Here is a 25,031-nt window from a genome sequence, read left to right on the forward strand (position 1 = left end):
TATACTTAGGGATATTTTTTCAATAAATATGCTTTTATTTATAAATAAGTAACAAAAACACAATTAACAATCGATGTGGTTCGAGTTTATTTCACTCCAATATTTGAATAAATATCAACCTAAGATATGAAATGAGTTATTTAAATTACTCTCAATCAATAAATGCTTAGATTTTTAAATGAATATTTGATACAATTTAGTGATGAATGAGTAATAAGGAGGCTTTTATTTAATGACTAAAGTAACACGTGAAGAAGTTGAACATATAGCTAATTTAGCCAGACTTCAAATTTCTCCTGAAGAAACGGATGAAATGGCCAATACATTAGAAAGTATTTTAGATTTTGCTAAACAAAATGATAGTGCTGATACAGAAGGTGTAGAACCAACATATCATGTATTAGATTTACAAAATGTATTACGTGAAGATAAAGCTATCGAGGGCATTCCTCAAGAATTAGCATTAAAAAATGCAAAAGAAACTGAAAATGGACAATTTAAAGTTCCAGCCATCATGAATGAGGAGGACGCTTAAGATGAGTATTCGCTATGAGTCTGTTGAGAATTTATTAACTTTAATTAAAAATAAAGAAATTAAGCCATCACAAATAGTTAGTGATATTTATGATGCAATTGAAGAAACAGATCCAACAATTAAATCTTTCTTAGCTTTAGATAAAGAAAACGCAATGAAAAAAGCACAAGAATTAGATGAATTACAAGAGAAAGACCAAATGGAAGGTAAGTTATTTGGTATCCCAATGGGAATTAAAGATAATATCATCACAAAAGATTTAGAAACTACTTGTGCAAGCAAAATGTTAGAAGGTTTTGTACCAATTTATGAATCTACAGTTATGAACAAATTGCATAATGAAAATGCTGTATTAATTGGTAAATTAAATATGGATGAATTCGCGATGGGTGGTTCAACAGAAACATCTTATTTCAAGAAAACTGTAAATCCATTTGATCACTCAGCTGTACCTGGTGGATCTTCTGGTGGTTCAGCAGCAGCTGTAGCAGCAGGATTAGTGCCATTTAGTTTAGGTTCAGATACTGGTGGTTCTATTCGTCAACCAGCTTCTTATTGCGGAATCGTAGGCATGAAACCAACTTATGGTCGTGTATCACGTTTTGGACTAGTTGCATTCGCATCTTCATTAGACCAAATTGGACCATTAACACGTAATGTTAAAGATAATGCTTTAGTTTTAGAAGCAATTTCTGGATTAGATGCTAATGATTCTACAAGTGCACCAGTTGAAGATGTAGACTTCACTTCTGAAATCGGTAAAGATATTAAAGGATTAAAAGTTGCTTTACCTAAAGAATACTTAGGTGAAGGTGTTAGTGAAGATGTAAAAGAATCAGTTAAAAATGCTGTAGAAACATTAAAATCACTAGGTGCTGAAGTAGAAGAAGTATCATTACCAAATACTAAATATGGTATACCATCATATTATGTAATTGCATCTTCAGAAGCATCAGCTAACTTAGCTCGCTTTGATGGTATTCGTTATGGTTATCATTCAAAAGAAGCACAATCACTTGAAGAATTATACAAAATGTCTAGATCAGAAGGTTTCGGTGATGAAGTGAAACGCCGTATCTTCTTAGGTACATTTGCATTAAGTTCAGGTTATTATGACGCTTATTATAAAAAATCACAAAAAGTTAGAACTTTAATTAAAAATGATTTTGATAAAGTGTTCGAAAATTATGATGTTGTAGTAGGACCAACAGCACCAACAACTGCATTTGATTTAGGTGACGAAATTGACGATCCATTGACAATGTATGCTAATGACTTATTAACAACACCAGTTAACTTAGCAGGTTTACCAGGTATTTCTGTTCCTTGTGGACAATCAAACGGACGCCCAATTGGATTACAATTTATAGGTAAACCGTTCGATGAAAAGACGTTATATCGTGTTGCATACCAATATGAAACACAATTCAACTTACATGACGCTTATGAAAAATTATAAGGAGTGGAAATAATGCATTTTGAAACAGTTATCGGACTTGAAGTTCACGTTGAGCTAAAAACAGACTCAAAAATGTTCTCTCCATCACCAGCGCATTTTGGAGCAGAACCTAACTCAAATACTAATGTAATTGACCTTGCATACCCTGGTGTATTACCTGTTGTAAATAGAAGAGCAGTAGATTGGGCAATGCGTGCGTCAATGGCTTTAAATATGGATATCGCAACTAATTCTAAATTTGACCGTAAAAACTATTTCTACCCAGATAATCCAAAAGCATATCAAATTTCTCAATTTGATGAACCAATTGGTGAAAATGGGTATATTGATATCGAAGTAGACGGAAAAACGAAACGTATTGGTATTACTCGTTTACACATGGAAGAAGATGCTGGTAAATCAACACATAAAGATGGTTACTCATTAGTTGATTTAAACCGTCAAGGTACACCATTAATTGAAATTGTGTCTGAACCAGATATTCGTTCTCCACAAGAGGCATATGCTTATTTAGAAAAATTACGTTCTATCATTCAATATACTGGCGTATCTGACTGTAAAATGGAAGAAGGTTCATTACGTTGTGATGCTAACATTTCTTTACGTCCTTATGGTCAAGAAGAATTCGGTACAAAAGCTGAATTGAAAAACTTAAACTCATTTAACTATGTTCGTAAAGGTTTAGAGTATGAAGAAAAACGTCAAGAAGAAGAATTATTAAATGGTGGAGAAATTGGCCAAGAAACACGTCGTTTTGATGAATCAACTGGTAAAACAATTTTAATGCGTGTAAAAGAAGGATCTGACGATTATCGTTACTTCCCAGAACCAGACATTGTACCTTTATATGTTGATGATGAGTGGAAAGAACGTGTTCGTCAAACTATTCCAGAATTACCTGATGAACGTAAAGCTAAATATGTTAATGATTTAGGATTACCCGAATATGATGCACATGTATTAACACTTACAAAAGAAATGTCTGATTTCTTTGAAGGTGCAATTGAACATGGAGCAGATGTAAAATTAACTTCAAACTGGTTAATGGGTGGCGTAAACGAATACTTGAACAAAAATCAAGTTGATTTACTAGATACTAAATTAACTCCAGAAAACTTAGCAGGTATGATTAAATTAATCGAAGACGGAACAATGAGCAGTAAAATTGCTAAAAAAGTCTTCCCAGAATTAGCTGAAAATGGTGGAGACGCTAAACAAATTATGGAAGATAAAGGCTTAGTTCAAATTTCTGACGAAGCAACTTTATTAAAATTTGTTAATGAAGCATTAGATAATAATCCACAATCAGTAGAAGATTATAAAAATGGTAAGGGTAAAGCAATGGGCTTCTTAGTAGGACAAATTATGAAAGCTTCAAAAGGTCAAGCTAACCCTCAAAAAGTAAATCAATTATTAAAACAAGAATTAGATAAAAGATAATAGGTTTGATTTTTGCTCCTATAACGATTAGTGTAAACTAATTGTTGTAGGAGTTTTTTAGTGTTTCTTTTTGTAGAATGAAGAGTGATGACTTAGTTAATAGATATATATAAGAACGACTGAATTAAAGTTCATTCATACAAAGCCATACTTTTTTGCAAAGCAAAATTAGTATGACTTACCTAATAGTTAAAGCTATTAGGTACATAAAATAACATTTGAATTAAAGTTCATGCATAAGAAAATAGAGGAACGCCTTAGCTAAAGCTAATGCATAAGAAAAACTAAGGTACTAAAGTACCAAGTTTTTCTAAAAAATACTTTTAACTCGTGAGTAAATCATTTAATATTGAATATGAGTATATGAAGTCGAGGGATATGATATGAGAAAACGAGCAAGAATTATTTATAACCCGACATCTGGTAAAGAACTTTTTAAACGAATGTTACCTGATGTTTTAATAAAATTAGAAAAAGCTGGATATGAAACTAGTGCCTATGCAACAGAGCGTGAAGGTGATGCGACGCTTGAAGCAGAACGTGCACTCGATAACAATTATGATATCTTAATTGTTGCTGGTGGGGATGGAACCTTAAATGAAGTTGTAAATGGTATTGCAGAACAACCTAATAGATCTAGATTGGGTATTATACCTATGGGTACAGTAAATGATTTTGGACGTGCCTTACATTTACCAAATGATATTATGGGTGCCTTAGATGTGATTATTGAAGGTCATAGTACTAAAGTTGATATCGGTAAAATGAACAATCGTTATTTTATCAATTTAGCAGCAGGTGGCCAACTTACACAGGTATCATATGAAACACCTAGTAAATTAAAGTCAATCGTAGGATCATTTGCCTATTACATTAAAGGATTCGAAATGTTACCACAAATGAAGGCAGTTGACTTACGCATTGAATATGATGATAAAGTCTTTCAAGGTGAAGCATTATTATTCTTATTAGGTTTAACAAATTCTATGGCAGGATTTGAAAAATTAGTTCCTGATGCAAAATTAGACGATGGTTATTACACATTAATTATTGTTGAAAAAGCTAACCTAGCAGAATTAGGGCATATCATGACCTTAGCATCAAGAGGCGAACATACAAAACATCCTAAAGTAATATATGAAAAAGCAAAATCAATCAATATTTCATCGTTTACAGATATGCAACTTAATGTTGATGGCGAATATGGTGGTAAATTACCAGCAAACTTCTTGAATTTAGAACGACATATTGATGTATTTACACCTCATGACATTCATAATGAAGAATTAATTGATCAACCAACAGTAACACCACAGTTAAAATCAGAAGATCATCAACAGAATGAAGACAAATAATAATAAATATGAAATTAACACAAGGTTAGGATAGTAAAAATAACATGTCCTAGCCTTTTCATATGTGGGGGAAAGAAATTGGAAACATTAAAGAAAAATGAAATAAAAACAGGCCAAGTTTTAGATTTAACTCATGAAGGACATGGCGTTGTCAAAATTGATAGATATCCTATATTTGTTCCTAATGCCTTAATTAACGAAACAATAGAATACAAAATTATTAAAGTGAAGAAAAATTTTGCGATAGGTAAACTTCTAAATGTAATTGTAGAGAGTGATTCTCGTGTAGAACCCCCTTGTGTTTATTATGATAAATGCGGTGGGTGTCAGCTTCAGCATATGACTTACCAAGCTCAACTCACAATGAAAAAAGAGGAAGTCATCAATTTATTTCATCGAAAAGGATCATTTAACGATACAGTTATACACGATACTGTTGGAATGGAAGACCCGTGGAGATATAGAAATAAATCACAAATACCAATTGGTTTAAATAATAATAAAAAACCTATAATGGGGTTTTACCGCCAACGTAGCCATGACATTATTGACATGGATAGTTGCTTAATTCAAGATGAGAAACATCAACAAGTTATGAATGATGTAAAACAACTCATATCTGAACTTAATATCAGTGTTTATAATGAAAAGACTAAAAAAGGTTTACTACGTCATTTGGTTGTACGAACAGGTCATTATACAAATCAAATGATGATTATATTAGTTACTAATGGCAAAGCATTCAAACAAGCCAATCAATTAGTAGAAGCGTTAGTTAAATTGCATCCCAATGTAACAAGTATTAAACAAAATATCAACGATGCACATTCAAATGTTATTATGGGGCGTAAATCTATTACACTTTATGGTACTGATGAAATTGAAGATAAGCTAAGTGAAATAACATTTAATATTAGCGATCAATCTTTCTATCAAATTAATTCACATCAAACTGAAAAACTATATAACCAAGCATTAGAATACGCTCAGTTAACGGGCAATGAAATTGTTTTGGATACGTATTGTGGTATAGGAACAATTGGTTTATATATGGCAGGAAAATCTAAGCACGTTTATGGTGTGGAAGTCGTACCATCTGCAATCAAAGACGCAGAAGAAAATGCGACTATAAACCAATTAGAAAATACAACTTTTGTCTGTGGGAAAGCAGAAGAAGTTATTCTAAAATGGAAAGCAGAAGGAATAAGACCAGATGTAGTAATGGTCGATCCACCAAGAAAAGGTTGCGATGAAACTTTCATTAAAACGTTATTAGAATTAAATCCTAAGCGTATTGTATATATTTCTTGTAATCCGTCTACACAACAACGTGATGCACAATTACTTAGTCAACAATATGATTTGAAAGAAATTACTCCAGTAGATATGTTCCCACAAACGACTCATATAGAAACAGTTGCATTATTTGAAAGAAAATAGTCTGTTTTAACTATTGTTGATTGCTATATAAAGACGATTATTAAAATTATATTACAAGCAACTTACTTTCTTGAAAATAGCTTTAGTATCGCTATTAAACGTTGTATACTAATGTTAAATTTAGAGATAAATGGAGGGTTGGTTGTGCATAAAATTGATTTGTTTCCAGATAAAATAAACTTACGTCGTTTTGTATTAATGCAAATAGTACTAGTTATGTTTGTTATTTTATTTACATATAAATGGGCTTACAAAATAACTCATATTATAGAACAAAATATTTTATTAAATCTAGTTTATGGTTTTGCGGGATTTGTGATTTTATTAATTGTTCATGAATTTATACATCATATTTTATTCATTTTATTTTCTAAAGGTGAAAAGCCTCAATTGAAATATAAAAAGGGAACAATGATATTGCAATATACTGAAAGTTGCTTTAATAGATGGCAATTTAGCATAATCATGTTAGCTCCATTAATTATCATTAGTTCTATATTGTTAGTACTTATTAGCACATATGCCTACTCATCATTAATATTTATGTTTAGTATTCACGTTGGTTATTGTGTATTTGATATTTTATTAGTTTCCCTTGCACTTGCTAGTAAATTTAAATATATTCAAAAATACGATGAAGGTTTATATTTATACCAACATAAACCTAATGAAATGCATCATGAATAATGAAAAAGGTATAATACCGCCCCTCTAATTTGAGGAGGTGGTATTTTTGTTTTGTAAAACAAAGCATGAAGTTCGTGAAATGTTGTCTTACAATTTATAATGAGAGTAATAGATAATAGTGAACGAAAGGCGGTGAATACATGGAAGAAAGAAGGATTATACACATTGATATGGATTACTTTTTTGCACAAGTTGAAATGAGAGATAATCCAAAATTAAAAGGAAAACCTGTGATCGTCGGTGGCAAAGCAAGTAATAGGGGTGTGGTTTCCACAGCATCATATGAAGCAAGAAAATACGGTGTACATTCAGCTATGCCCATGTCTCAAGCGCATAAATTATGCCCGAATGGTTATTATGTTACGAGTAGATTTGATGCATATAGAGAAGCATCTAAACAAATAATGGATATATTTCGTAGTTATACTGAAATAGTTGAACCTATGTCATTAGATGAAGCGTATTTAGATATAACACATCTAGTTAGACCGGATTTACCTGCGTCAACAATTGCTAATTTCATTAGAAGAGATATTTTAGAACAAACAGAATTAACTGCTTCAGCAGGAGTTTCTTATAATAAATTTTTAGCTAAATTAGCAAGTGGTATGAATAAACCCAATGGTATTACAGTGATAGATTATAACAACGTTCACGATATATTAATGAATTTGGACATAGGGGAATTTCCAGGAGTAGGTAAAGCGTCTGAAAAGGTTATGCATAATAATAATATCTTTACAGGGCAAGATTTATATAATAAGGATGAGTTTGAATTAATACGTTTATTTGGTAAGAGAGGACGAGGTCTATATAATAAGGCAAGAGGTATAGATTACAATGAGGTGAAAGCTACAAGAATACGTAAGTCAGTTGGAACTGAACGTACTTTTGCAACAGACGTAAATGATGATGATGAAATCTTGAGAAAGGTTTGGGAATTATCAGGGAAAACAGCAGAGAGACTTAATAAATTACAAAAATCCGGAAAAACGGTGACAGTTAAAATTAAAACATACCAATATGAAACACTCTCAAAGCAGACAAGTCTAAGAGATCCAGTTAATTCAGAGACGGATATATATAATATTGCTTATACGCTTTATACAGAATTAAAAGATCCTGATATACCAATCCGATTAATTGGTGTAACAGTAGGAAATTTAGAGCAATCAGCTTATCGAAATATGACAATATATGACTTTTTATAAAGGCTAGTAATGTAAGTAAAATACTTCATTATTAGCCTTTATCTTTTAAATCTTTACCATAAATATTTAACATACTAGACAAATCATCATAGTGTTTTAATAATCGAAATGTAATCATAGCACAAGCTTTAGCATCATTTAATGCATCATGATGACCGTGAAAATCTAACTTATAAAAATCCATCATATGTTTCAATCCATATCGGTGAGATTGAACCGTGCGTTTGGCCAATTGATATGAACAGAAATAGGTAAGATGGGGTGTTTCTAAACCAATTGATTGAATACTTTGATGCAATACATTCATATCAAATGCTGCATTATGTGCAACTACGGGAAGTTCCTCTATAAATTGCATCATATATGGATATACATAAGCGAAATCAGGAGAAGAGACTACATCTTCAGGGTGAATACCATGAACATTAATATTTTGTTCTGAGAAGTAATCATTTGGATTAACTAATGTATGGAATGATTCTGTAATTTTATTATCAATGACTTTGACCATACCTACTGAACAGATACTGGTACGTTTACCGTTAGCAGTTTCAAAGTCCAACGCAACAAATGCATTTTTCATTTTGTATATGACAACTCCTTTAATACATGACTAATATCATTTACTTTACATCAAAATGAGTATAAATCATAATAAATCAGATTTCACAAAAATATTTTCAATTAGAGATTGAGCTGAGTTAATACTTATTAAAATAGGATAAGGATGAATAGATGGTCTATACCAAAATGACACATATCACTTATGTAGAACAACCAATTAAAGAAGTAATAAGGAAAGCACCACAACCTCCTCAAAAAAGAAAAGGTTTGTCTCCTAAATAAGTTAGGAAACAAACCTTTTAGTTATTATTCAACTATTAAAAAATAACTTTTAGAGTTCAATAAAACCTAATTGTATTATTCTTCGTCGAATGAACGTGTTGCTAGTTCTTTTTCATAAAGATATAAAGTATTGCAATCGTCGCCGATACGATTTAAATAATCGATGTGTGTTTCAAACATTGATTCTTCTTCAACTTGTTCATCTAAGAACCAATTTAAGAATGAAATAGTAGCGTAGTCTTTTTCTCTATGTGCAATTTCAGATAAATTATAGAAACGTTTTGTAACATCTTGTTCTTGAGCTAAACCATCTTTAAATGTTTCTAAAATAGAATTGAAATCAACTTTAGGTGCTGGTAATGCTGTAAATTTAGCATGACCACCACGATCATTAATGTAGTCATAGATTTTTTTACCATGGAATCTTTCTTCTTTTGCTTGTTGAATGTAGAAATTTGCGAAACCTTCATATGATTCTGAATCGCAATAAGATGCCATCGCCATATATGCGTGAGCAGCAAAATACTCATGATTCATTTGTTCATTTAATGCATCTAAAAGTTCTTTGTTTAACATTTTTATTCACCTCATATTAAATAATTTAATTACTTTCCTTACTAACTAAATTGAGTATAACAAACTTATTCTCATTCGTAAATAATAATTATTATAATCTAGGGTGCATTTTTATCTTTTTAATTGAGAATCTTTTTAGTTATACCCTCTGCGTGTTATAATTATGCGAGTGAATAGTAATAGGGAGGAAACAAATGAGACAATGGACTGCAACCCATTTAGCGAAGTTAGCGCGTAAGGCAAGTAGAGCCGTGGGTAAAAATGGAACTGACTTACCAGGTCAAATCGCACGTAGAGTCGATCAAAATATATTAAGAAAATTAGCCGAACAAGTAGATGATATTGTATTTATTAGTGGTACTAACGGAAAAACGACGACATCTAACTTAATTGGACACACATTAAAAGCCAATCATATCGATATTATCCATAACAATGAAGGTGCGAACATGGCAGCAGGAATTACATCCGCCTTTATTATGCAAACAACAAAGCAAACAAAAATTGCAATTATTGAAATAGATGAGGGATCAATACCACGAGTACTTAAAGAAGTAACGCCGTCAATGATGGTATTTACCAACTTCTTTAGAGACCAAATGGACAGATTTGGTGAAATAGACATCATGGTTAACAATATTGCTAAATCAATTAGCGATAAAGGTATCAAATTATTATTAAATGCCGATGACCCGTTTGTTAGTCGTCTTAAAATTGCTAGTGAAACACGTGTTTATTATGGCATGAAAGCACACGCACATGAATTTGAACAAAGTACTATGAACGAAAGTAGATATTGTCCAAATTGTGGTCGTTTACTTGAATACGATTATATCCATTACAATCAAATCGGTCATTATCATTGTGAATGCGGATTTAAGCGTGAACAACCTAAATATGAAGTGACTTCATTTGAAACTTCACCATTCCTTAAATTAAATATTGGTGAAACGTCATTTAATATGAAAATAGCAGGGGATTTTAATGCTTATAATGCGCTAGCAGCATATACTGTTTTAAGAGAACTTGGTTTAAATGATGAATCTATTCAAAAAGGTTTTGAAACATATACCTCTGACAATGGACGTATGCAATACTTCTCATTGAACCAAAAAGAAGCAATGATTAATTTAGCGAAAAATCCAGCTGGAATGAATGCTAGCTTATCAGTAGGTGAACAATTAGAAGGACGTAAAGTGTATGTTATTAGTTTAAATGACAATGCTGCAGATGGTCGAGACACTTCTTGGATATATGATGCTGATTTTGAGAAGTTAAGTAATCAAGATATAGAAGCTATCATAGTAACAGGAAATCGTGCTGAAGAATTACAATTAAGATTGAAATTAGCAGAAGTAGATGTTCCAGTAGTACTTGAAAGAGATATTTATAAAGCAACTGCTAAAACAATGGATTACACAGGATTTACTGTTGCCATTCCAAACTATACTTCATTATCACCAATGCTAGAACAATTGAATCGTTCTTTTGAAGGAGGACAATCATAATGAAGCATGAATTGACAATTTATCATTTTATGTCTGATAAATTAAACTTATATAGCGATATAGGTAATATTATCGCATTAAAAATGAGAGCTAAAAAACGTGGTATTCAGCTTAAAGTTGTTGAAATCAATGAAACAGACAATGTTACATTTGATGACTGTGATATCTTCTTTATCGGTGGGGGAAGTGATCGTGAACAATCACTAGCAACGAAACAATTAAGTAAAATTAAAACACCACTGAAAGAAGCAATTGAAGATGGTATGCCAGGTCTGACAATTTGTGGTGGCTATCAATTTTTAGGAACAAAATATATTACACCTGATGGGACAGAACTTGATGGTTTAGGCATTTTAGACTTTTATACTGAATCCAAAGAAAATCGCTTAACTGGAGATATTATTATAGAAAGTGATACATTTGGTACAATTGTAGGATTTGAAAACCATGGCGGTAGAACATTCCATAATTTTGGTACTTTAGGACATGTGACACATGGATACGGTAATAATGATACAGATCGACAAGAAGGTATTCATTATAAGAACTTATTAGGAACATATTTACATGGTCCGATTTTACCTAAAAATCATGAAATCACTGATTACCTATTAGAGAAAGCCTGTGAAAGAAAAGGTATTCCATTTGAACCAAAACAATTAGACAACACAGAAGAAGAAGCGGCTAAACAAGTTTTAATTGATCGTGCAAACAAAAATAAATAAGTATTAAAACATGTCGTGACATATCATTTGTGGGGATAAGAACTGAAGTTTCCATTGGTAGTGTAAGTTGAGTCATGTTATAATCTTTATACATAAGGCACCTCGTTAATTTAGTTTAGTGATGTTTATTAAATTATACGAAAGGGCCTTATTTTTTAAAGTGTTTTGATGTAAAATTACATATAAATTCGATGTATTTTGGCAAGACTCTTAAGGGAACAGGACAAGCTGAAGACTACAGGCTGAAGCTGTCCCCTAAGAAAGCGAGCCGATAATACGAAGTATTATAAATAAAGAAGCCAGTCAATGAGTTTTTTGGATAAACTCATTGACTGGCTATTTTTCTAGGATTTATGTCCCAGTCTCTTTCATTTGAAAATATTTTTTACGCATAGCGATGATCTAATATTTTATAGATTAATAAAATTTCATATATAAGATGACTTTTAATTTGATTCTGATCGAATTCTTCAAGTTGTTTTACTGAAGATTTTAAAGTTGAAGCTGATTTACGTTCACGCTTAAATGTACCATCACATAGAATGTGGCTAATACTTGTACTTATTTTTAATATTGCTAACTTTTCATCTGGAGTAAAGAATACATAGGCATCTTTAGGTAAATAAATAATATTGGCTAGGTGTGTCATTAATAATCTATTAGTATAAGCCCTACTAGTTAGTTTATTAAGCTTTTTCCAATCTTCGGCTTTATTTTGATGATAAGTAAGTTCATCACGTTGATATCCAGTTAATAAGTCAATTTTTTGGTTTAAGTTACTAATTTGAATGATTTTTTTATTACTTTTATCAGATTGAAATCGTCCAAGTAGTAACTCATGACAACGTTGGTTAAATAAGTCATACATTTTATCTTCAGATCTATATAGATTATCTTCTAATTGACTATAGTATTTAGGCGGTAAAATCATAAAATTTACAAGTCCTGCAGTAACAAGTCCAATTAAAGCAGTTAATAAACGTGAAAAGAAATTAAATACATAAGCTTCATGTATACCAGGTATCATAGCAACTGAAGTTAAAACAGCAACTGTTGTACCAACTTGTAGATTTAATTTAGTACAAGCCAATATCGTAAACGTTGCACTACAGGCGTATGCAAACGGTGATTGATCCCCAAAAATAAATGTAAATACAACAGCAAATAAAGCTCCAATAACTGTAGCTGGTAAACGACGATAGCCTTTTTTAATAGATGCTTTAGCAGTAGGCTCTATGGTTACGATTGCTGTTAATATGGCAAAAATTGGTGTTAAGTTTAATAACATACAAAACACAGTAGTAAAGAAGGTTGCTAAGCCTGTCTTAATTGTACGTGCACCAATAATATGTTTATACCATTTTTCATTCAAGTTGTTGTCCCCCTTAAAAAGGGAATTTTTAAAACGTAGATCGCTTTTTCAAATTCTCTTTCTTATACAAACAAAATAAATACTTTATAATGCATTCATATTTAGTATATCAAAAAATTTTTGCTATAATAAGATAGAATATAAATATAAAGGAACGGGATAAAAATGATTGTAAAAACAGATGAAGAACTACAAGCTCTAAAAGAAATTGGATATATTTGCGCTAAAGTAAGAGATACAATGCAAGCTGAAACTAAACCAGGCATTACAACTAAAGAATTAGACAATATTGCAAAAGAATTGTTTGAAGAACATGGCGCATTATCTGCACCAATTCATGACGAAAACTTCCCAGGTCAAACATGTATTAGTGTGAATGAAGAAGTCGCTCATGGTATTCCAGGGAAACGTATTATTCGTGAAGGTGACTTAGTTAATATTGATGTATCAGCACTAAAAAACGGGTTTTATGCTGATACAGGCATTTCATTTGTTGTAGGTGAAGCATCAGATCCTTTAAAACAAAAGGTATGTGATGTAGCGACAATGGCATTTGAAAATGCAATGGCTAAAGTGAAACCAGGCACGAAATTAAGTAATATTGGTAAAGCAGTTCATGCAACTGCGCGTCAAAATGATTTAACAGTTATTAAGAATTTAACAGGACACGGAGTAGGTCAATCATTACATGAAGCACCTAATCATGTCATGAACTACTATGATCCAAAAGATAAAACATTATTAAAAGAGGGACTTGTCATTGCAGTTGAGCCATTTATTTCATCTAAAGCTACGTTTGTAACTGAAGGTAAAAATGAATGGGCATTTGAAACAAGTGATAAAAGTTATGTTGCTCAAATTGAACATACTGTCATTGTTACTAAAGATGGTCCTTTACTAACAACAAAAATAGATAATTAATATAAAATTAAGACAGTCCTTAAATAATTAAAGTAAATGATTATGATTTAATCTAGGACTAAAGGACTAATACGATATGGTTCCGGAGCCTATTACTTAAGGTTTCGGAATTGTTTTATAATAGAACCTAATCAATGGTGAGGTGGTTCTATGAATTATATGGAGAATTATTTAAATCACATTTTTAAATCGTCATTAAGATATAATATCGATGAATATAAAATGAAACTAGATAAAAAAATAAAAAGTATTGAAAGTTATATAGCATATTTAAATGGGAAGAGAGCACAGCTCAAAAAGTTAATTGACAGTATATCTTTAGCATTAGAAAATAAGTATATAGATATAGCAGATTTATATAATATCCAATGTGCAGAAGAAGTACATGATCATGAAATTGCAGCATTAAGAAATTACTTAAATCATATTGAGGCTTATTATGCACAAATAGAAACTAAAATAAGTGAACAGACAAAAGAAAAAATGACTATTGAAAAAGAGTGTCATTTAATTCATTATATGAGTGCTGTGGCATAGAAAGGTGGCGAACCATGACCCATAAATATATATCAACAGAATTGTTGATAGTTTTTACAGCATTAATGATTATTGCTAATTTTTATTATATATTCTTTGAAAAGATAGGGTTCCTACTCGTTTTACTATTAGGATGCGTGCTAGTTTATGTAGGATATATATATTTTCATAAAGTGAGGGGCTTGCTTGCATTTTGGATTGGTGCACTATTAATCGCTTTCACTTTATTGTCTAATAAATATACGATTATCATTTTATTTATATTTTTATTATTGCTAATTGTTAGATACTTAATTTTTAAATTCAAACCATTAAAAGTAACGGCAACAGAAGAGGAAGTGTCATCTCCAGCATTCATTAAACAGAAATGGTTTGGAGAACAACGAACACCTGTCTATGTATATAAATGGGAAGATGTCCAAATTCAACATGGAATTGGTGACATTCATATTGATTTAACAAAAGCAGCAAATATCAAAGATAATAATACTATTGTTGTTAGACATATATTAGGTAAGGTACAAGTGATCGTACCATTAAATTATAATATCAATATACATGCAGCTGCATTTTATGGATCAGCATATGTTAATGAAAAATCATATAAAATAGAGAATAATAATATACATGTTGAAGAGAAAACTAAAGAAGAAAATTACACTGTCAATGTCTACGTATCAACATTTATTGGAGACGTAGAGGTGATTTATAGATGAATCACTATATAAGAGCAATAGGTTCTATGCTCATTTTAACGTATAGTATGTTAACCGCATTTTTATTTATTGATAAAGTATTTGTTAACATCATCTATTTTCAAGGTATGTTCTATACACAGATTTTTGGCATACCTGTATTCTTATTTTTAAATATCATAGTGATATTATTATGTATCATTGTAGGCTCTGTTTTAGCTTATAAAATTAATCAACAGAATGACTGGATTAATTCTCAAATAGAACGATCTATTGAAGGTGAAACAGTTGGTATCAATGACCAAAATATAGAATTATATAGTGAAACACTGGAAATATATCATACACTTGTACCATTAAATCAGGAATTACATCGATTAAGAATGAAAACACAAAACTTAACTAATGAAAACTACAACATGAACGATGTAAAAGTTAAAAAGATTATTGAAGACGAAAGACAACGTCTAGCTAGAGAATTACATGACTCAGTAAGTCAACAATTATTCGCTGCGAGTATGATGTTATCAGCGATTAAAGAAACTAAATTAGAACCCCCATTAGACCAACAAATTCCAGTTTTAGAGAAAATGGTACAAGATTCACAACTTGAAATGAGAGCTTTATTATTACATTTACGACCTCTAGGGTTGAAAGATAAGTCCTTAGGTGAAGGAATTAAAGATTTAGTTATAGATCTTCAAAAGAAAGTTCCGATGAAAGTTGTACATGAAATACAAGAATTTAAAGTTCCTAAAGGTATCGAAGATCATTTATTTAGAATTACTCAAGAAGCTATTTCAAATACATTAAGACATTCTAATGGCACTAGAGTGACGGTTGAACTATTTAATAAGCAAGATTATTTATTATTACGTATACAAGATAATGGTAAAGGCTTTAATGTAGATGAAAAATTGGAACAAAGCTATGGTTTAAAAAATATGAGAGAACGTGCATTAGAAATTGGTGCTACATTCCATATCGTTTCGTTACCTGATTCCGGAACACGTATAGAAGTTAAAGCCCCATTGAACAAGGAGGATTCTTATGGCGATTAAAGTATTATTTGTAGATGACCATGAAATGGTTAGGATAGGGATATCAAGTTATTTATCAACACAATCCGACATTGAAGTAGTAGGTGAAGGAGAATCTGGTAAAGATGCAATAGCTAAAGCGCATGAATTGCAACCCGATTTAATATTGATGGATTTACTAATGGATGATATGGATGGTGTAGAAGCTACAACAGAAATAAAAAAAGATTTACCACAAATTAAAGTAGTTATGTTAACAAGTTTTATTGAAGATAAAGAAGTTTATCGTGCTTTAGATGCAGGTGTAGATAGTTATATTTTAAAAACAACTAGTGCAAGTGATATAGCTGAAGCGGTTCGTAAAACTTATAATGGTGAATCTGTTTTTGAACCAGAAGTATTAGTGAAAATGCGAAATAGAATGAAAAAACGTGCAGAATTATATGAAATGTTAACAGAAAGAGAAATGGAAATCTTATTATTAATTGCAAAAGGTTATTCCAATCAGGAAATTGCCAGTGCTTCACATATTACAATTAAAACTGTTAAAACACATGTTAGTAATATATTAAGTAAATTAGAAGTACAAGATAGAACACAAGCTGTAATTTATGCATTTCAACATAATCTTATCCAATAAAGATAGTTATTACATGATATAAAATTTTACAAACAAATAGGCCAAGCGGTTGATGAACATCAATCCGTCTTGGCCTTTAATATATAATAATTAAGAATTTTTATCTTCTTCTGAATCATTATTTTTAAATTTATCTACAATTTTATCTTTAATTGTACTTTTGTACTTTGATCTTCTTGGTACTTATCTTTAGCATCTTTATCGATATTATAATCTTCTTGTGAACCTAATTCACGGTTATCATTATATTCATAAGTTGTATCTTCATTATAATGATTTTGGTTATTATCATCATGTTTTAAAGCAGCTTCTTCAGGTGTTTCGCCTTTAATTACATTACGTTGATGAATGATAGCATTAATTTCTGCTCCAATGATAATAATAAAGCTTGTTAAGTATAACCAGATCAGTAAAATAATAATACCAGCGATACTACCATAAGTTTTAGAATAATTACCAAAGTTAGAAATATACCATCCAAATGCAAATGAACCTAGTAACCAAATGACTGATGTAAATATTGCACCTGGTAATACTGAACGAAATTTAGTTTTAACATTAGGTGCTACCGAATACAATACTATAAATAATAGTAAAATAATGATTAGAGGTAATACCACTCTAAGTAAAGTAAATATCCATTTAATTTGTGAGTCTAAACCTAATGGACCGAATAAATAATGACTAATAGCAGAACCAAGGGTAGGTAAAGCCATAGCTATTAAAAATACAAATCCCATTACAATAGTAAATACAACACTTAAAAGCTTAAGTAAAATACCATTTCGGCTATCTTCAACATCGTAAGCAACGTTAAATGAATTCATAATGGCAGTCATACCATTTGATGCAGACCATATTGCTAAGATCAGACCGACAGATAGTAAGCCGCCACTTGAATTTTTAGTAACATCGCCTATAACACTTTTAATAATTGATGATGTTTCTGATGGTGCACTACTTAACATATCAGTAATACGACTTTGATCGATATTAAAAACTGGTAATAAAGTCAATATGAAAATGAGCATAGGGAACATAGCAAGAACAAAGTGATATGTCATTTGAGCTGCTAAACCTGATGCATCGTCCTTACCAATTCTATATACCAAATAAGAGAAAAAGTTCGAATCTTTAGTATACTTTGCAGGTTTGTTTAATCTTGAAAGGAAGAATACCTGATTCTTCTTTTTTGGTGTCTTAGATTGAAATTCTTGAGGTTCAATGTATGTACGATCGACTTTAATTTTGTTATCACTATTTTGTTGATCTTTGTTATCTTCATATTCTTTAGCAGAATTAAGGAAGTTGGAACTTGTTTTTTCTTTCTTTGACATAACAATCTCCTTTAATAATTTGAATATTATATTTAAACACATTTTAATTTAATTAAAATTGTAAAGAAAGGGAGTGAGATGAAGTTGAGTTAATTTTTGGTTATTGGAGACTAATTTTAGTTACCAATAAGCTAAAAATCATTTAATAGCTCAACCTCTAAACTCACCCCCGTTTCAATGGAGTGGGATAACAGTTATTGAATATCTTCACTCTATTTGAATAGTTAATTAAGAAATAGTGATTTATTATTACAAAATTCTAATTCATAATTCATCTAATAATTAACTATTATTTTCCAATACGCTCATTTTTTCTATTAACAAAAGTATCTTTTGCATCTTTAATAGAACGTTCTAACTCTGGGTTATTACGACGAATTTCTTCGATAACATCTTTCCAGTACATAACTTCATCTTTAATGCTACTTACTTTAGAAGGTTTTTGAGATTTTTTACCTTCTTTAACATTTGAGAATGATTGTTTTAAAGAATTACGAGTTGATTTATCAGCTAATGTTGCTACGCCACCGATAACAGCGCCTAATAATACTCCAGGAATGAATTTGTTTTCCATAATTTTACCCCTCTTTCAAATTTGCATCTTTGACGATGTAATCAATTAAATTATCACATGATGATTGTACCATTTTATAAACACCTTCGAAATTGTTAGTGTAATATGGATCAGGTACATCACTTTCTTTCATATTACTAAATTCTAGTAATTTGAACAATTGTCCTTTTATGCTAGGATTAATTGCTTTAATATTTTCTACATTACTTTGATCCATTGCAATAATATAGTCAAAATCATCTGTTGGTTCAAAAAGTTCACTTATCATACCATCAAATGGAATGCCGTGTGTATTTAAAATCTTTTGAGTCCCTTCGTGAGGGGGCTCACCTAAATTCCATTTTCCAGTGCCACGAGAGTGAACTTTAACACCAGTTATACCTCTGTCTTGTAGTCTTTGTCTCATGATTGCTTCAGCCATTGGAGAACGGCAGATATTACCAAGACATACGAAAGCTACGTCTACCATATTAATTCCTCCAAACTATGTAATTATATCCCCATTTTACTGGTTCTTCAAACAATTAGAAAGCAAATTTTTTCAAATTCTATTAATGTTCCATAAATTATGTTAGTTTGATAGAATACTAAGGTAAAGAGGTGAGAAGTTTGGCAACTACAAATGAAGAAATGATTACCGAAATAAGACAAAAGTTAAATATAGTTAATAAAGCGCTTATTGATCCTGATAAATTTAAAGATGCTGATCAAAATGAAATTAAAGAAATACATCAATTTGTAACTTCAAAAGATTCATTTTCACCTAGCGAAGTGACTGCTATTGCAGATGCACTAGGAGAATTAAGACAATAAAGGGGGAGTCTAAATGAGTAACTACCAAGGAAAATTGAAACAGTATGCCAAACTACTAGTTAAAGTAGGCATGAATGTTCAAGAAAAACAGCCAGTATTTATACGCTCATCTGTCGAAGCTTTAGAATTAACTCATCTAGTTGTAGAAGAGTCATATAAAGCTGGTGCATCAGATGTAAGAGTCGATTATTCAGACCCAAAATTAAAACGTATGAAATTTGAATACGAAACTGTAGACCATTTTGAGAATAATGAAGTTAAATCTTATGATGTTAATGCACGTATGGATTATGTAGAAAGAGGCGCTGCAAACCTTGCAATATTAACTGAAGACCCAGATTTATTAAATGGTATTGATTCTAATAAATTGAAAGCATTTCAATTGCAATATTCCAAAGGTTATAAAGGATATATGGAAGCAAGCCAAAAAAATCAATTTCCTTGGGTGGTTGCAGCATTTCCATCAAAAGCATGGGCTCAAAGAGTATACCCTGATAAATCAGTAGAAGAAGCTTATGAAACATTTATAGAAGAAGTGTTTGATATAGTAAGAGTAGATGGTAATGACCCTGTAGAAAATTGGAAAATACATGTAAGTAATTTAAGTAAACATGCTAAAAGAATGCAAGATAAACAATATAAAGCGTTACATTATATTTCTGAAGGTACAGATTTAGTTGTAGGGTTACCACAGGGACATATATGGGAAGATGCTACTAGCTATGTAAATGGAAAGCAACAAGCATTTATTGCTAATATCCCTACAGAAGAAGTGTTCACAGCGCCAGATAGAAATAATGTAAATGGTTATGTAACAAATAAATTACCATTAAGCTTTAACGGTAATATCATTGACGGTTTCACTTTAACATTTAAAGATGGAGTTGTTGTTGATTTTAAAGCAGAAAAGGGCGAAGATGTCTTAAAAGATTTATTAAATACAGATGAAGGTGCACGTAGATTGGGAGAAGTAGCACTAGTACCAGATGATTCTCCAATTTCAAATAGAAACACTATTTTTTATAATACGTTATTTGATGAAAATGCATCCTGTCATCTAGCGTTAGGATCTGCTTACGGTTTCAACATTAAAGGTGGAACTGAAATGACAACTGAAGAAAAAATTGCAAGTGGTTTAAATGATTCAAATGTTCATGAAGATTTCATGATAGGTAGTGCTGATTTAACCATTTATGGTATTTTAGAAGATGGCTCAAAAGAACTCGTTTTCGAAAACGGAAATTGGGCAAAATAAGTCGTAAATACCAAGTACAGTAGGGAAATTTCATAGAGAGATAGGAAGATATGAATGACTAAAGAACAAGTAAATAAAAAAGCAATGTCTGAATCTAAAAGTATTAAAACAAGTCAAGTGTATCCACAAGATACTAATCATCTTCATACGATGTTTGGCGGTATTTTAATGGCAAATGTAGATGAAATTGCAGCAATTACTGCTGTGAAACATGCTGGTAATTCAGTAGTAACTGCCTCAACAGATTCAGTAGATTTCTTATTACCAATCAAGAATGGGGACATCCTTTCATACGAAGCAATGGTTTCTTATACGGGTAGTAGTTCAATGGAAATTTGTGTGCAAATTATTATTGAAGATGTCTTTGAAGGAGAACGTAAATTAGCTGCACTTAGCTTTTTAACCTTTGTAGCTTTAGATGAGAATGGTAAACCTGTACGCGTTCCTCAAGTTTATCCAGAAGATAAAGTTGAAAAATGGTTCCATGAAACAGCTCCTCAACGTGTCGCTCGTCGCAAAGAACGACGTGATGAAAGTAAAAACACTATTGAGTATTTATCTAAAATTCAACATATTGAAAATTAGATAAAAGCTTATTTAGAATTGCATATAAATAGACCTAATGAAACTATAAATTTTTCATTAGGTCTTTTTAGTTTGCTAAGCATTATGATTATAAATTATGAAAAGATATGTTTTGCATGCATTTCAATTTCTTTTTGGCGGAAATCAGTATCAGGGTAATACATATTTTTCACTAACACATTTGGTCCCAGACAATGATATTCAGAACAATGACAATTTAAAGATTGGGCTAAATCAGAAGTGAGCCATTGATTAAATACATCTGTTAATCTGTCTTTTTGTATGTTTGAAATAGTACCATTTTCATCTCCGAAATCAGTAACAATGACATTACCTGTAAATACATTTACATTTAAACGACTACGCCCATCAGGGTCATTTCTCATTGTGACATTTTTTGCATCTCTTAAACGTTGTAATAATTGTTGATCGTTTTCATCATTAATACATGGATAAATAGGTAATGTACCAAATAACATCCAAGTATCCTGGTCACGTATATCTAATAAATGATGTATCGCTTCTTTCATTTCTTTTAAAGATAAGACATTTAAAGAGCTTGCAAAATCAGCTGGATACATAGGGTGTACTTCATGTCGACTACACTTCATATCATTAACAATTTCATTATGAATTTTATCCAAGTAAGGTAATGTGCTTTGATTGAGCATTGTTTCAGCAGATACAAACATTCCTTGTTCAGAAAGAGTACTTGCATTGTCTAACATTTGCTCGTATAGTTTTAATTTTGCTTTAATTGGCGGTTGCTTTTTCATAGCTCCAAAGCCGACATCTGTGAATTCTTGAATGGTTCCCCAGTTATGTGAAATATGCATAACATCTATATATTCTGCAATATCAAGATATCGGTCTTGTGGTAACGTTAAATTAGAGTTCATTTGTACATATATCCCACGTTGATGTGCGTATTTTAATAGTGGTTTCACTACATTTTTAATAGACTTTTTCGAAAACATAGGTTCGCCACCTGTTATAGACAATGTACGTAAATTTGGAATTTCATCTAAACGGCGATATATAATATCCATTGGTAAAGGATCTGGATCTTTAGTTTGTAAAGTGTAACCAACAGCACAATGACTGCATCTCATATTACATAAATTGGTTGTTGTAAATTCGATATTACTTAAAGTGAGTTGGCCATTATCAATGACATCGTTATAAGCTTCCCAAGGATCATTGTGTATTGAAATAGGTTTTTTATTTGTTATTATCATTAAAACTTCTCCTAAAAAGAGTGTGACAAAGAGGAGTTGTGAACATATATACTAGTTAAAATTTTTCAATATATCCATATTATAAATACTATGTTTCACGTTTCCTCAAAACCTGTGTCAGCTCTTTAAAATTTGTAAAAAGTACAGTAAACATTATTAAGATTATATCTCTTTTTGTCAAATTCTGTTAGGATAAATATAACAAAAATAAATTTCAAAGGAGCTCTATTTTAAATGAGTGAACAACAAACTATAGAACAAATCAAAACGAGATTAAACAAATTTATCGAGGATATTGATCATGTAAACCCTGATGAAGTGCGTGTTGAAGACATTGATGAATGGATTGGTTTACTAGATCAATTAGAAGAAAAAGTAAAACAAGTTTCCAAATAATTCACTAATCATAATTAATGACACTTTAGTGACGATTAAAAAATTTAGTACAAGATGTTTAACTTTAAACTTAAACGTGAATACAATAAATATAATCGCACAATAGAAAGGTGATCATATTATGAGTAAAAAAGTAGCAGTTCTATTAGGAAATGAATTTGAAGATATAGAATTTACAAGTCCGAAAGAGGCATTAGAAAATGCTGGATTTGAAACAGTAGTTATTGGCACTAATGCTAACGAAGAAGTCGTTGGTAAACACGGTGAAAAAGCAACTGTTCAAGTTGGTATCGGCGAAGCAAAACCAGAAGATTATGACGCTGTTCTAATTCCTGGTGGATTTGCACCAGACCATTTACGTGGTGATGCAGAAGGTAGATTTGGTACATTCGCTAAATACTTCACTTCTAATGATGTTCCAGCATTTGCAATTTGCCATGGACCACAAGTATTAATTGATACTGATGACTTAAAAGGTCGTACATTAACTGCAGTATTAAATGTACGTAAAGACTTATCTAATGCTGGTGCGCACGTTGTAGACGAATCAGTAGTTGTTGATAACAATATCGTTACAAGTCGTACACCAGATGATTTAGATGATTTCAATAGAGAAATCGTAAAACAATTAGAAGACTAATGATTGTTTAGTATAAAACATTAAATCTAAAGGCTTATTGATTTAGTTCAATAAGTCTTTTTTATTTGTAAAAGTTGATATGGAAGTAATAAATGAGTGAATTGTATATATTAAATAATAGTCAAATATGTACACCTTGGGACTGATTTTTACTATAAACTATAGCTAATGGTTTCAACTACTGGTAAACTCACATTATAACAGTGAGTTTGAGTAAAGGAGTAAATGCATGAAAAGAAGCGACAGATATGCACAATCTAATGAATTCCCTCAACGAGATATGCGTGAACCTCACTATAATACTTATTATCAACCAATAGGGAAACCACCTAAAAAAAAGAAAAGTAAACGTATCTTTTTAAAAATACTTATTACATTAGCGATTATATTAGTATTATTCTTAGGATTAATGTTTTTTTTATCATCGAGAGCTAATGTAGACGATTTAAAATCGATTGAAAATAAAAGTGATTATGTTTCGGCAGATCAAATGCCAAAATATGTCAGAGGTGCTTTTATTTCATTAGAAGATGAAAGATTTTATAAACACCATGGCTTTGATTTTAAAGGAACAACAAGAGCTTTATTTTCTACTTTGAGTGATCATGATGTTCAAGGTGGTAGTACAATAACACAACAAGTTGTTAAAAATTATTATTATGATAACGAACGTTCTTTCACAAGAAAAGTAAAAGAACTGTTTGTAGCACATAAAGTAGAGAAACAATATGATAAAAATCAAATACTTAGTTTTTATTTAAATAATATATATTTTGGAGATAATCAATATACAGTTGAAGGTGCAGCAAATCATTACTTCGGCGCAACAACTAATAAAAACAATCAAAATTTGAATACAATTAGTGTATTACAAAGCGCAATTTTAGCAAGCAAAGTTAATGCGCCAAGTGTATATAATATTGATGACATGTCAGATAACTTTACGAATAGAGTTAAAACCAATTTAGAAAAAATGAAACAACTTGATTATATATCCGATGACCAATATGAGGAAGCAATGGCCCAACTAGGTCAATAACAATTACCCTATCATATGCAATGTTAGTACGAATAAATTACAGTAACTATGTAATGTTGAACATTGTAAATATGATAGGGGTTTTATTTTTTATAAAGCGTGACTTTATTGCTAATGATTGAACTATGTCATAATATGATATATACAATGTTTATGAGGAGGTGTAT

Annotated in this window: 26 protein-coding genes and 1 pseudogene; 20 read left to right on the top strand and 7 right to left on the bottom strand. The window is 31.0% G+C overall.

Annotated features, from left to right (window positions below):
• Positions 1 to 232 precede the first annotated feature (232 nt).
• From gatC to dinB, 7 genes are all read left to right on the top strand, one after another.
• Positions 233 to 535: an Asp-tRNA(Asn)/Glu-tRNA(Gln) amidotransferase subunit GatC gene (gatC, locus tag NSQ15_RS04365; RefSeq protein WP_002452273.1), complete on the top strand. Its 303-nt coding sequence runs from the start codon at positions 233 to 235 to the stop codon at positions 533 to 535.
• Between the two features lies 1 nt (position 536).
• On the top strand, positions 537 to 1,994 hold the full coding sequence (gatA, locus tag NSQ15_RS04370) for an Asp-tRNA(Asn)/Glu-tRNA(Gln) amidotransferase subunit GatA (protein ID WP_154840913.1): 1,458 nt from the start codon (positions 537 to 539) through the stop codon (positions 1,992 to 1,994).
• Positions 1,995 to 2,006: 12 nt separating this feature from the next.
• Positions 2,007 to 3,434, top strand: coding sequence for an Asp-tRNA(Asn)/Glu-tRNA(Gln) amidotransferase subunit GatB (gene gatB / locus NSQ15_RS04375; protein ID WP_017637868.1), 1,428 nt, complete (start codon positions 2,007 to 2,009; stop codon positions 3,432 to 3,434).
• 383 nt (positions 3,435 to 3,817) lie between these two features.
• On the top strand, positions 3,818 to 4,789 hold the full coding sequence (locus NSQ15_RS04380) for a diacylglycerol kinase (protein ID WP_340746967.1): 972 nt from the start codon (positions 3,818 to 3,820) through the stop codon (positions 4,787 to 4,789).
• Between the two features lie 78 nt (positions 4,790 to 4,867).
• A complete protein-coding gene (rlmD, locus tag NSQ15_RS04385; RefSeq protein ID WP_340746968.1) occupies positions 4,868 to 6,229 on the top strand; it encodes a 23S rRNA (uracil(1939)-C(5))-methyltransferase RlmD in 1,362 nt (453 codons plus the stop codon).
• Between the two features lie 144 nt (positions 6,230 to 6,373).
• Positions 6,374 to 6,916, top strand: coding sequence for a DUF3267 domain-containing protein (locus NSQ15_RS04390; protein ID WP_017637865.1), 543 nt, complete (start codon positions 6,374 to 6,376; stop codon positions 6,914 to 6,916).
• A gap of 140 nt (positions 6,917 to 7,056) precedes the next feature.
• Entirely contained in the window at positions 7,057 to 8,127 is a 1,071-nt protein-coding gene (gene dinB / locus NSQ15_RS04395) for a DNA polymerase IV (RefSeq protein ID WP_017637864.1), read from the top strand.
• 31 nt (positions 8,128 to 8,158) lie between these two features.
• On the opposite strand, the gene NSQ15_RS04400 is transcribed toward dinB, so the two are convergent.
• Both NSQ15_RS04400 and ftnA read right to left on the bottom strand, forming a co-directional pair.
• Positions 8,159 to 8,710: a 3'-5' exonuclease gene (locus NSQ15_RS04400; protein ID WP_017637863.1), complete on the bottom strand. Its 552-nt coding sequence runs from the start codon at positions 8,708 to 8,710 to the stop codon at positions 8,159 to 8,161.
• 338 nt (positions 8,711 to 9,048) lie between these two features.
• The gene (ftnA, locus tag NSQ15_RS04405; RefSeq protein ID WP_017637861.1) at positions 9,049 to 9,549 is read right to left on the bottom strand and encodes an H-type ferritin FtnA; all 501 of its coding nucleotides are present in this window, start codon (positions 9,547 to 9,549) and stop codon (positions 9,049 to 9,051) included.
• A gap of 194 nt (positions 9,550 to 9,743) precedes the next feature.
• Between ftnA and NSQ15_RS04410 the strand changes: the two genes are divergently transcribed.
• Together NSQ15_RS04410 and NSQ15_RS04415 are read left to right on the top strand one after the other, a co-directional pair.
• The gene (locus tag NSQ15_RS04410) at positions 9,744 to 11,057 is read left to right on the top strand and encodes a Mur ligase family protein (protein ID WP_017637860.1); all 1,314 of its coding nucleotides are present in this window, start codon (positions 9,744 to 9,746) and stop codon (positions 11,055 to 11,057) included.
• Positions 11,057 to 11,782 (top strand): type 1 glutamine amidotransferase, encoded by a 726-nt coding sequence (locus NSQ15_RS04415; RefSeq protein ID WP_046467432.1) that lies wholly within the window; start codon positions 11,057 to 11,059, stop codon positions 11,780 to 11,782. Before NSQ15_RS04410 ends, NSQ15_RS04415 begins: the two co-directional genes overlap by 1 nt.
• A 385-nt stretch (positions 11,783 to 12,167) precedes the next feature.
• Here the strand turns inward: NSQ15_RS04415 and NSQ15_RS04420 are convergent, their stop codons facing one another.
• Complete coding sequence (locus tag NSQ15_RS04420; RefSeq protein WP_029056008.1) at positions 12,168 to 13,154, bottom strand: FUSC family protein; 987 nt, start codon at positions 13,152 to 13,154, stop codon at positions 12,168 to 12,170.
• Between the two features lie 165 nt (positions 13,155 to 13,319).
• Between NSQ15_RS04420 and map the strand changes: the two genes are divergently transcribed.
• From map to vraR, 5 genes are all read left to right on the top strand, one after another.
• Positions 13,320 to 14,075, top strand: a complete 756-nt coding sequence (gene map, locus NSQ15_RS04425) for a type I methionyl aminopeptidase (RefSeq protein WP_017637857.1) — start codon at positions 13,320 to 13,322, stop codon at positions 14,073 to 14,075.
• 150 nt (positions 14,076 to 14,225) lie between these two features.
• Positions 14,226 to 14,612 (top strand): DUF2543 family protein, encoded by a 387-nt coding sequence (locus NSQ15_RS04430; RefSeq protein ID WP_017637856.1) that lies wholly within the window; start codon positions 14,226 to 14,228, stop codon positions 14,610 to 14,612.
• 14 nt (positions 14,613 to 14,626) lie between these two features.
• Positions 14,627 to 15,328: a cell wall-active antibiotics response protein VraT gene (gene vraT / locus NSQ15_RS04435; RefSeq protein WP_017637855.1), complete on the top strand. Its 702-nt coding sequence runs from the start codon at positions 14,627 to 14,629 to the stop codon at positions 15,326 to 15,328.
• Positions 15,325 to 16,368 (top strand): sensor histidine kinase VraS, encoded by a 1,044-nt coding sequence (vraS, locus tag NSQ15_RS04440; protein ID WP_017637854.1) that lies wholly within the window; start codon positions 15,325 to 15,327, stop codon positions 16,366 to 16,368. The genes vraT and vraS overlap by 4 nt, the downstream gene beginning before the upstream one ends.
• Positions 16,358 to 16,987: a response regulator transcription factor VraR gene (gene vraR, locus NSQ15_RS04445; RefSeq protein WP_017637853.1), complete on the top strand. Its 630-nt coding sequence runs from the start codon at positions 16,358 to 16,360 to the stop codon at positions 16,985 to 16,987. Before vraS ends, vraR begins: the two co-directional genes overlap by 11 nt.
• Positions 16,988 to 17,077: 90 nt before the next feature.
• Here the strand turns inward: vraR and NSQ15_RS04450 are convergent.
• From NSQ15_RS04450 to NSQ15_RS04460, 3 genes and pseudogenes are all read right to left on the bottom strand, one after another.
• Positions 17,078 to 18,324 (bottom strand): annotated as a pseudogene (locus NSQ15_RS04450) (YihY/virulence factor BrkB family protein).
• 289 nt (positions 18,325 to 18,613) lie between these two features.
• Positions 18,614 to 18,898 carry a hypothetical protein gene (locus NSQ15_RS04455; RefSeq protein ID WP_017637851.1) on the bottom strand — a complete coding sequence of 95 codons (285 nt, stop codon included), beginning with the start codon at positions 18,896 to 18,898 and terminating at the stop codon, positions 18,614 to 18,616.
• A gap of 4 nt (positions 18,899 to 18,902) precedes the next feature.
• Complete coding sequence (locus tag NSQ15_RS04460) at positions 18,903 to 19,367, bottom strand: low molecular weight protein-tyrosine-phosphatase (RefSeq protein ID WP_017637850.1); 465 nt, start codon at positions 19,365 to 19,367, stop codon at positions 18,903 to 18,905.
• 161 nt (positions 19,368 to 19,528) lie between these two features.
• Here NSQ15_RS04460 and NSQ15_RS04465 point away from each other — a divergent pair, with 161 nt between their 5' ends.
• Genes NSQ15_RS04465 through NSQ15_RS04475 form a run of 3 tightly spaced genes read left to right on the top strand, consistent with a single transcriptional unit; the run spans position 19,529 to position 21,551 of the window.
• Positions 19,529 to 19,711: a DUF1128 domain-containing protein gene (locus NSQ15_RS04465; RefSeq protein ID WP_037555624.1), complete on the top strand. Its 183-nt coding sequence runs from the start codon at positions 19,529 to 19,531 to the stop codon at positions 19,709 to 19,711.
• Between the two features lie 13 nt (positions 19,712 to 19,724).
• The gene (locus tag NSQ15_RS04470) at positions 19,725 to 20,966 is read left to right on the top strand and encodes an aminopeptidase (RefSeq protein WP_070452162.1); all 1,242 of its coding nucleotides are present in this window, start codon (positions 19,725 to 19,727) and stop codon (positions 20,964 to 20,966) included.
• A gap of 54 nt (positions 20,967 to 21,020) precedes the next feature.
• Entirely contained in the window at positions 21,021 to 21,551 is a 531-nt protein-coding gene (locus NSQ15_RS04475) for an acyl-CoA thioesterase (protein WP_017637847.1), read from the top strand.
• A 95-nt stretch (positions 21,552 to 21,646) separates the two neighbouring features.
• On the opposite strand, the gene yfkAB is transcribed toward NSQ15_RS04475, so the two are convergent.
• The gene (yfkAB, locus tag NSQ15_RS04480) at positions 21,647 to 22,789 is read right to left on the bottom strand and encodes a radical SAM/CxCxxxxC motif protein YfkAB (RefSeq protein ID WP_017637846.1); all 1,143 of its coding nucleotides are present in this window, start codon (positions 22,787 to 22,789) and stop codon (positions 21,647 to 21,649) included.
• A gap of 234 nt (positions 22,790 to 23,023) precedes the next feature.
• On the opposite strand from yfkAB, the gene NSQ15_RS04485 reads away from it, so the two are divergent.
• The 3 genes from NSQ15_RS04485 (at position 23,024) to sgtB (ending at position 24,864) form a co-directional block, all read left to right on the top strand.
• Positions 23,024 to 23,185 carry an SE1561 family protein gene (locus tag NSQ15_RS04485; RefSeq protein WP_017637845.1) on the top strand — a complete coding sequence of 54 codons (162 nt, stop codon included), beginning with the start codon at positions 23,024 to 23,026 and terminating at the stop codon, positions 23,183 to 23,185.
• Positions 23,186 to 23,306: 121 nt separating this feature from the next.
• Positions 23,307 to 23,825, top strand: a complete 519-nt coding sequence (locus NSQ15_RS04490; RefSeq protein WP_017637844.1) for a type 1 glutamine amidotransferase domain-containing protein — start codon at positions 23,307 to 23,309, stop codon at positions 23,823 to 23,825.
• Positions 23,826 to 24,054: 229 nt separating this feature from the next.
• On the top strand, positions 24,055 to 24,864 hold the full coding sequence (gene sgtB / locus NSQ15_RS04495) for a monofunctional peptidoglycan glycosyltransferase SgtB (protein WP_029056005.1): 810 nt from the start codon (positions 24,055 to 24,057) through the stop codon (positions 24,862 to 24,864).
• Positions 24,865 to 25,031: the final 167 nt, after the last annotated feature.

The sequence above is a fragment of the Staphylococcus sp. FSL W8-0774 genome, from assembly GCF_038006785.1.
Lineage (GTDB): Bacteria > Bacillota > Bacilli > Staphylococcales > Staphylococcaceae > Staphylococcus > Staphylococcus pasteuri.

What these genes read in the sequence shown, in the direction of transcription:
- NSQ15_RS04455 (WP_017637851.1), bottom strand. Translation starts at nt 18,898, where the DNA reads ATGGAAAACAAATTCATTCCTGGAGTATTATTAGGCGCTGTTATCGGT.
- ftnA (WP_017637861.1), bottom strand. Translation starts at nt 9,549, where the DNA reads ATGTTAAACAAAGAACTTTTAGATGCATTAAATGAACAAATGAATCAT.
- vraT (WP_017637855.1), top strand. Translation starts at nt 14,627, where the DNA reads ATGACCCATAAATATATATCAACAGAATTGTTGATAGTTTTTACAGCA.
- NSQ15_RS04400 (WP_017637863.1), bottom strand. Translation starts at nt 8,710, where the DNA reads ATGAAAAATGCATTTGTTGCGTTGGACTTTGAAACTGCTAACGGTAAA.
- NSQ15_RS04465 (WP_037555624.1), top strand. Translation starts at nt 19,529, where the DNA reads ATGATTACCGAAATAAGACAAAAGTTAAATATAGTTAATAAAGCGCTT.
- NSQ15_RS04490 (WP_017637844.1), top strand. Translation starts at nt 23,307, where the DNA reads ATGAGTAAAAAAGTAGCAGTTCTATTAGGAAATGAATTTGAAGATATA.
- vraS (WP_017637854.1), top strand. Translation starts at nt 15,325, where the DNA reads ATGAATCACTATATAAGAGCAATAGGTTCTATGCTCATTTTAACGTAT.
- dinB (WP_017637864.1), top strand. Translation starts at nt 7,057, where the DNA reads ATGGAAGAAAGAAGGATTATACACATTGATATGGATTACTTTTTTGCA.
- NSQ15_RS04430 (WP_017637856.1), top strand. Translation starts at nt 14,226, where the DNA reads ATGAATTATATGGAGAATTATTTAAATCACATTTTTAAATCGTCATTA.
- gatB (WP_017637868.1), top strand. Translation starts at nt 2,007, where the DNA reads ATGCATTTTGAAACAGTTATCGGACTTGAAGTTCACGTTGAGCTAAAA.
- NSQ15_RS04485 (WP_017637845.1), top strand. Translation starts at nt 23,024, where the DNA reads ATGAGTGAACAACAAACTATAGAACAAATCAAAACGAGATTAAACAAA.
- sgtB (WP_029056005.1), top strand. Translation starts at nt 24,055, where the DNA reads ATGAAAAGAAGCGACAGATATGCACAATCTAATGAATTCCCTCAACGA.
- NSQ15_RS04460 (WP_017637850.1), bottom strand. Translation starts at nt 19,367, where the DNA reads ATGGTAGACGTAGCTTTCGTATGTCTTGGTAATATCTGCCGTTCTCCA.
- vraR (WP_017637853.1), top strand. Translation starts at nt 16,358, where the DNA reads ATGGCGATTAAAGTATTATTTGTAGATGACCATGAAATGGTTAGGATA.
- yfkAB (WP_017637846.1), bottom strand. Translation starts at nt 22,789, where the DNA reads ATGATAATAACAAATAAAAAACCTATTTCAATACACAATGATCCTTGG.
- gatA (WP_154840913.1), top strand. Translation starts at nt 537, where the DNA reads ATGAGTATTCGCTATGAGTCTGTTGAGAATTTATTAACTTTAATTAAA.
- NSQ15_RS04410 (WP_017637860.1), top strand. Translation starts at nt 9,744, where the DNA reads ATGAGACAATGGACTGCAACCCATTTAGCGAAGTTAGCGCGTAAGGCA.
- gatC (WP_002452273.1), top strand. Translation starts at nt 233, where the DNA reads ATGACTAAAGTAACACGTGAAGAAGTTGAACATATAGCTAATTTAGCC.
- NSQ15_RS04470 (WP_070452162.1), top strand. Translation starts at nt 19,725, where the DNA reads ATGAGTAACTACCAAGGAAAATTGAAACAGTATGCCAAACTACTAGTT.
- map (WP_017637857.1), top strand. Translation starts at nt 13,320, where the DNA reads ATGATTGTAAAAACAGATGAAGAACTACAAGCTCTAAAAGAAATTGGA.
- NSQ15_RS04475 (WP_017637847.1), top strand. Translation starts at nt 21,021, where the DNA reads ATGACTAAAGAACAAGTAAATAAAAAAGCAATGTCTGAATCTAAAAGT.
- NSQ15_RS04380 (WP_340746967.1), top strand. Translation starts at nt 3,818, where the DNA reads ATGAGAAAACGAGCAAGAATTATTTATAACCCGACATCTGGTAAAGAA.
- NSQ15_RS04415 (WP_046467432.1), top strand. Translation starts at nt 11,057, where the DNA reads ATGAAGCATGAATTGACAATTTATCATTTTATGTCTGATAAATTAAAC.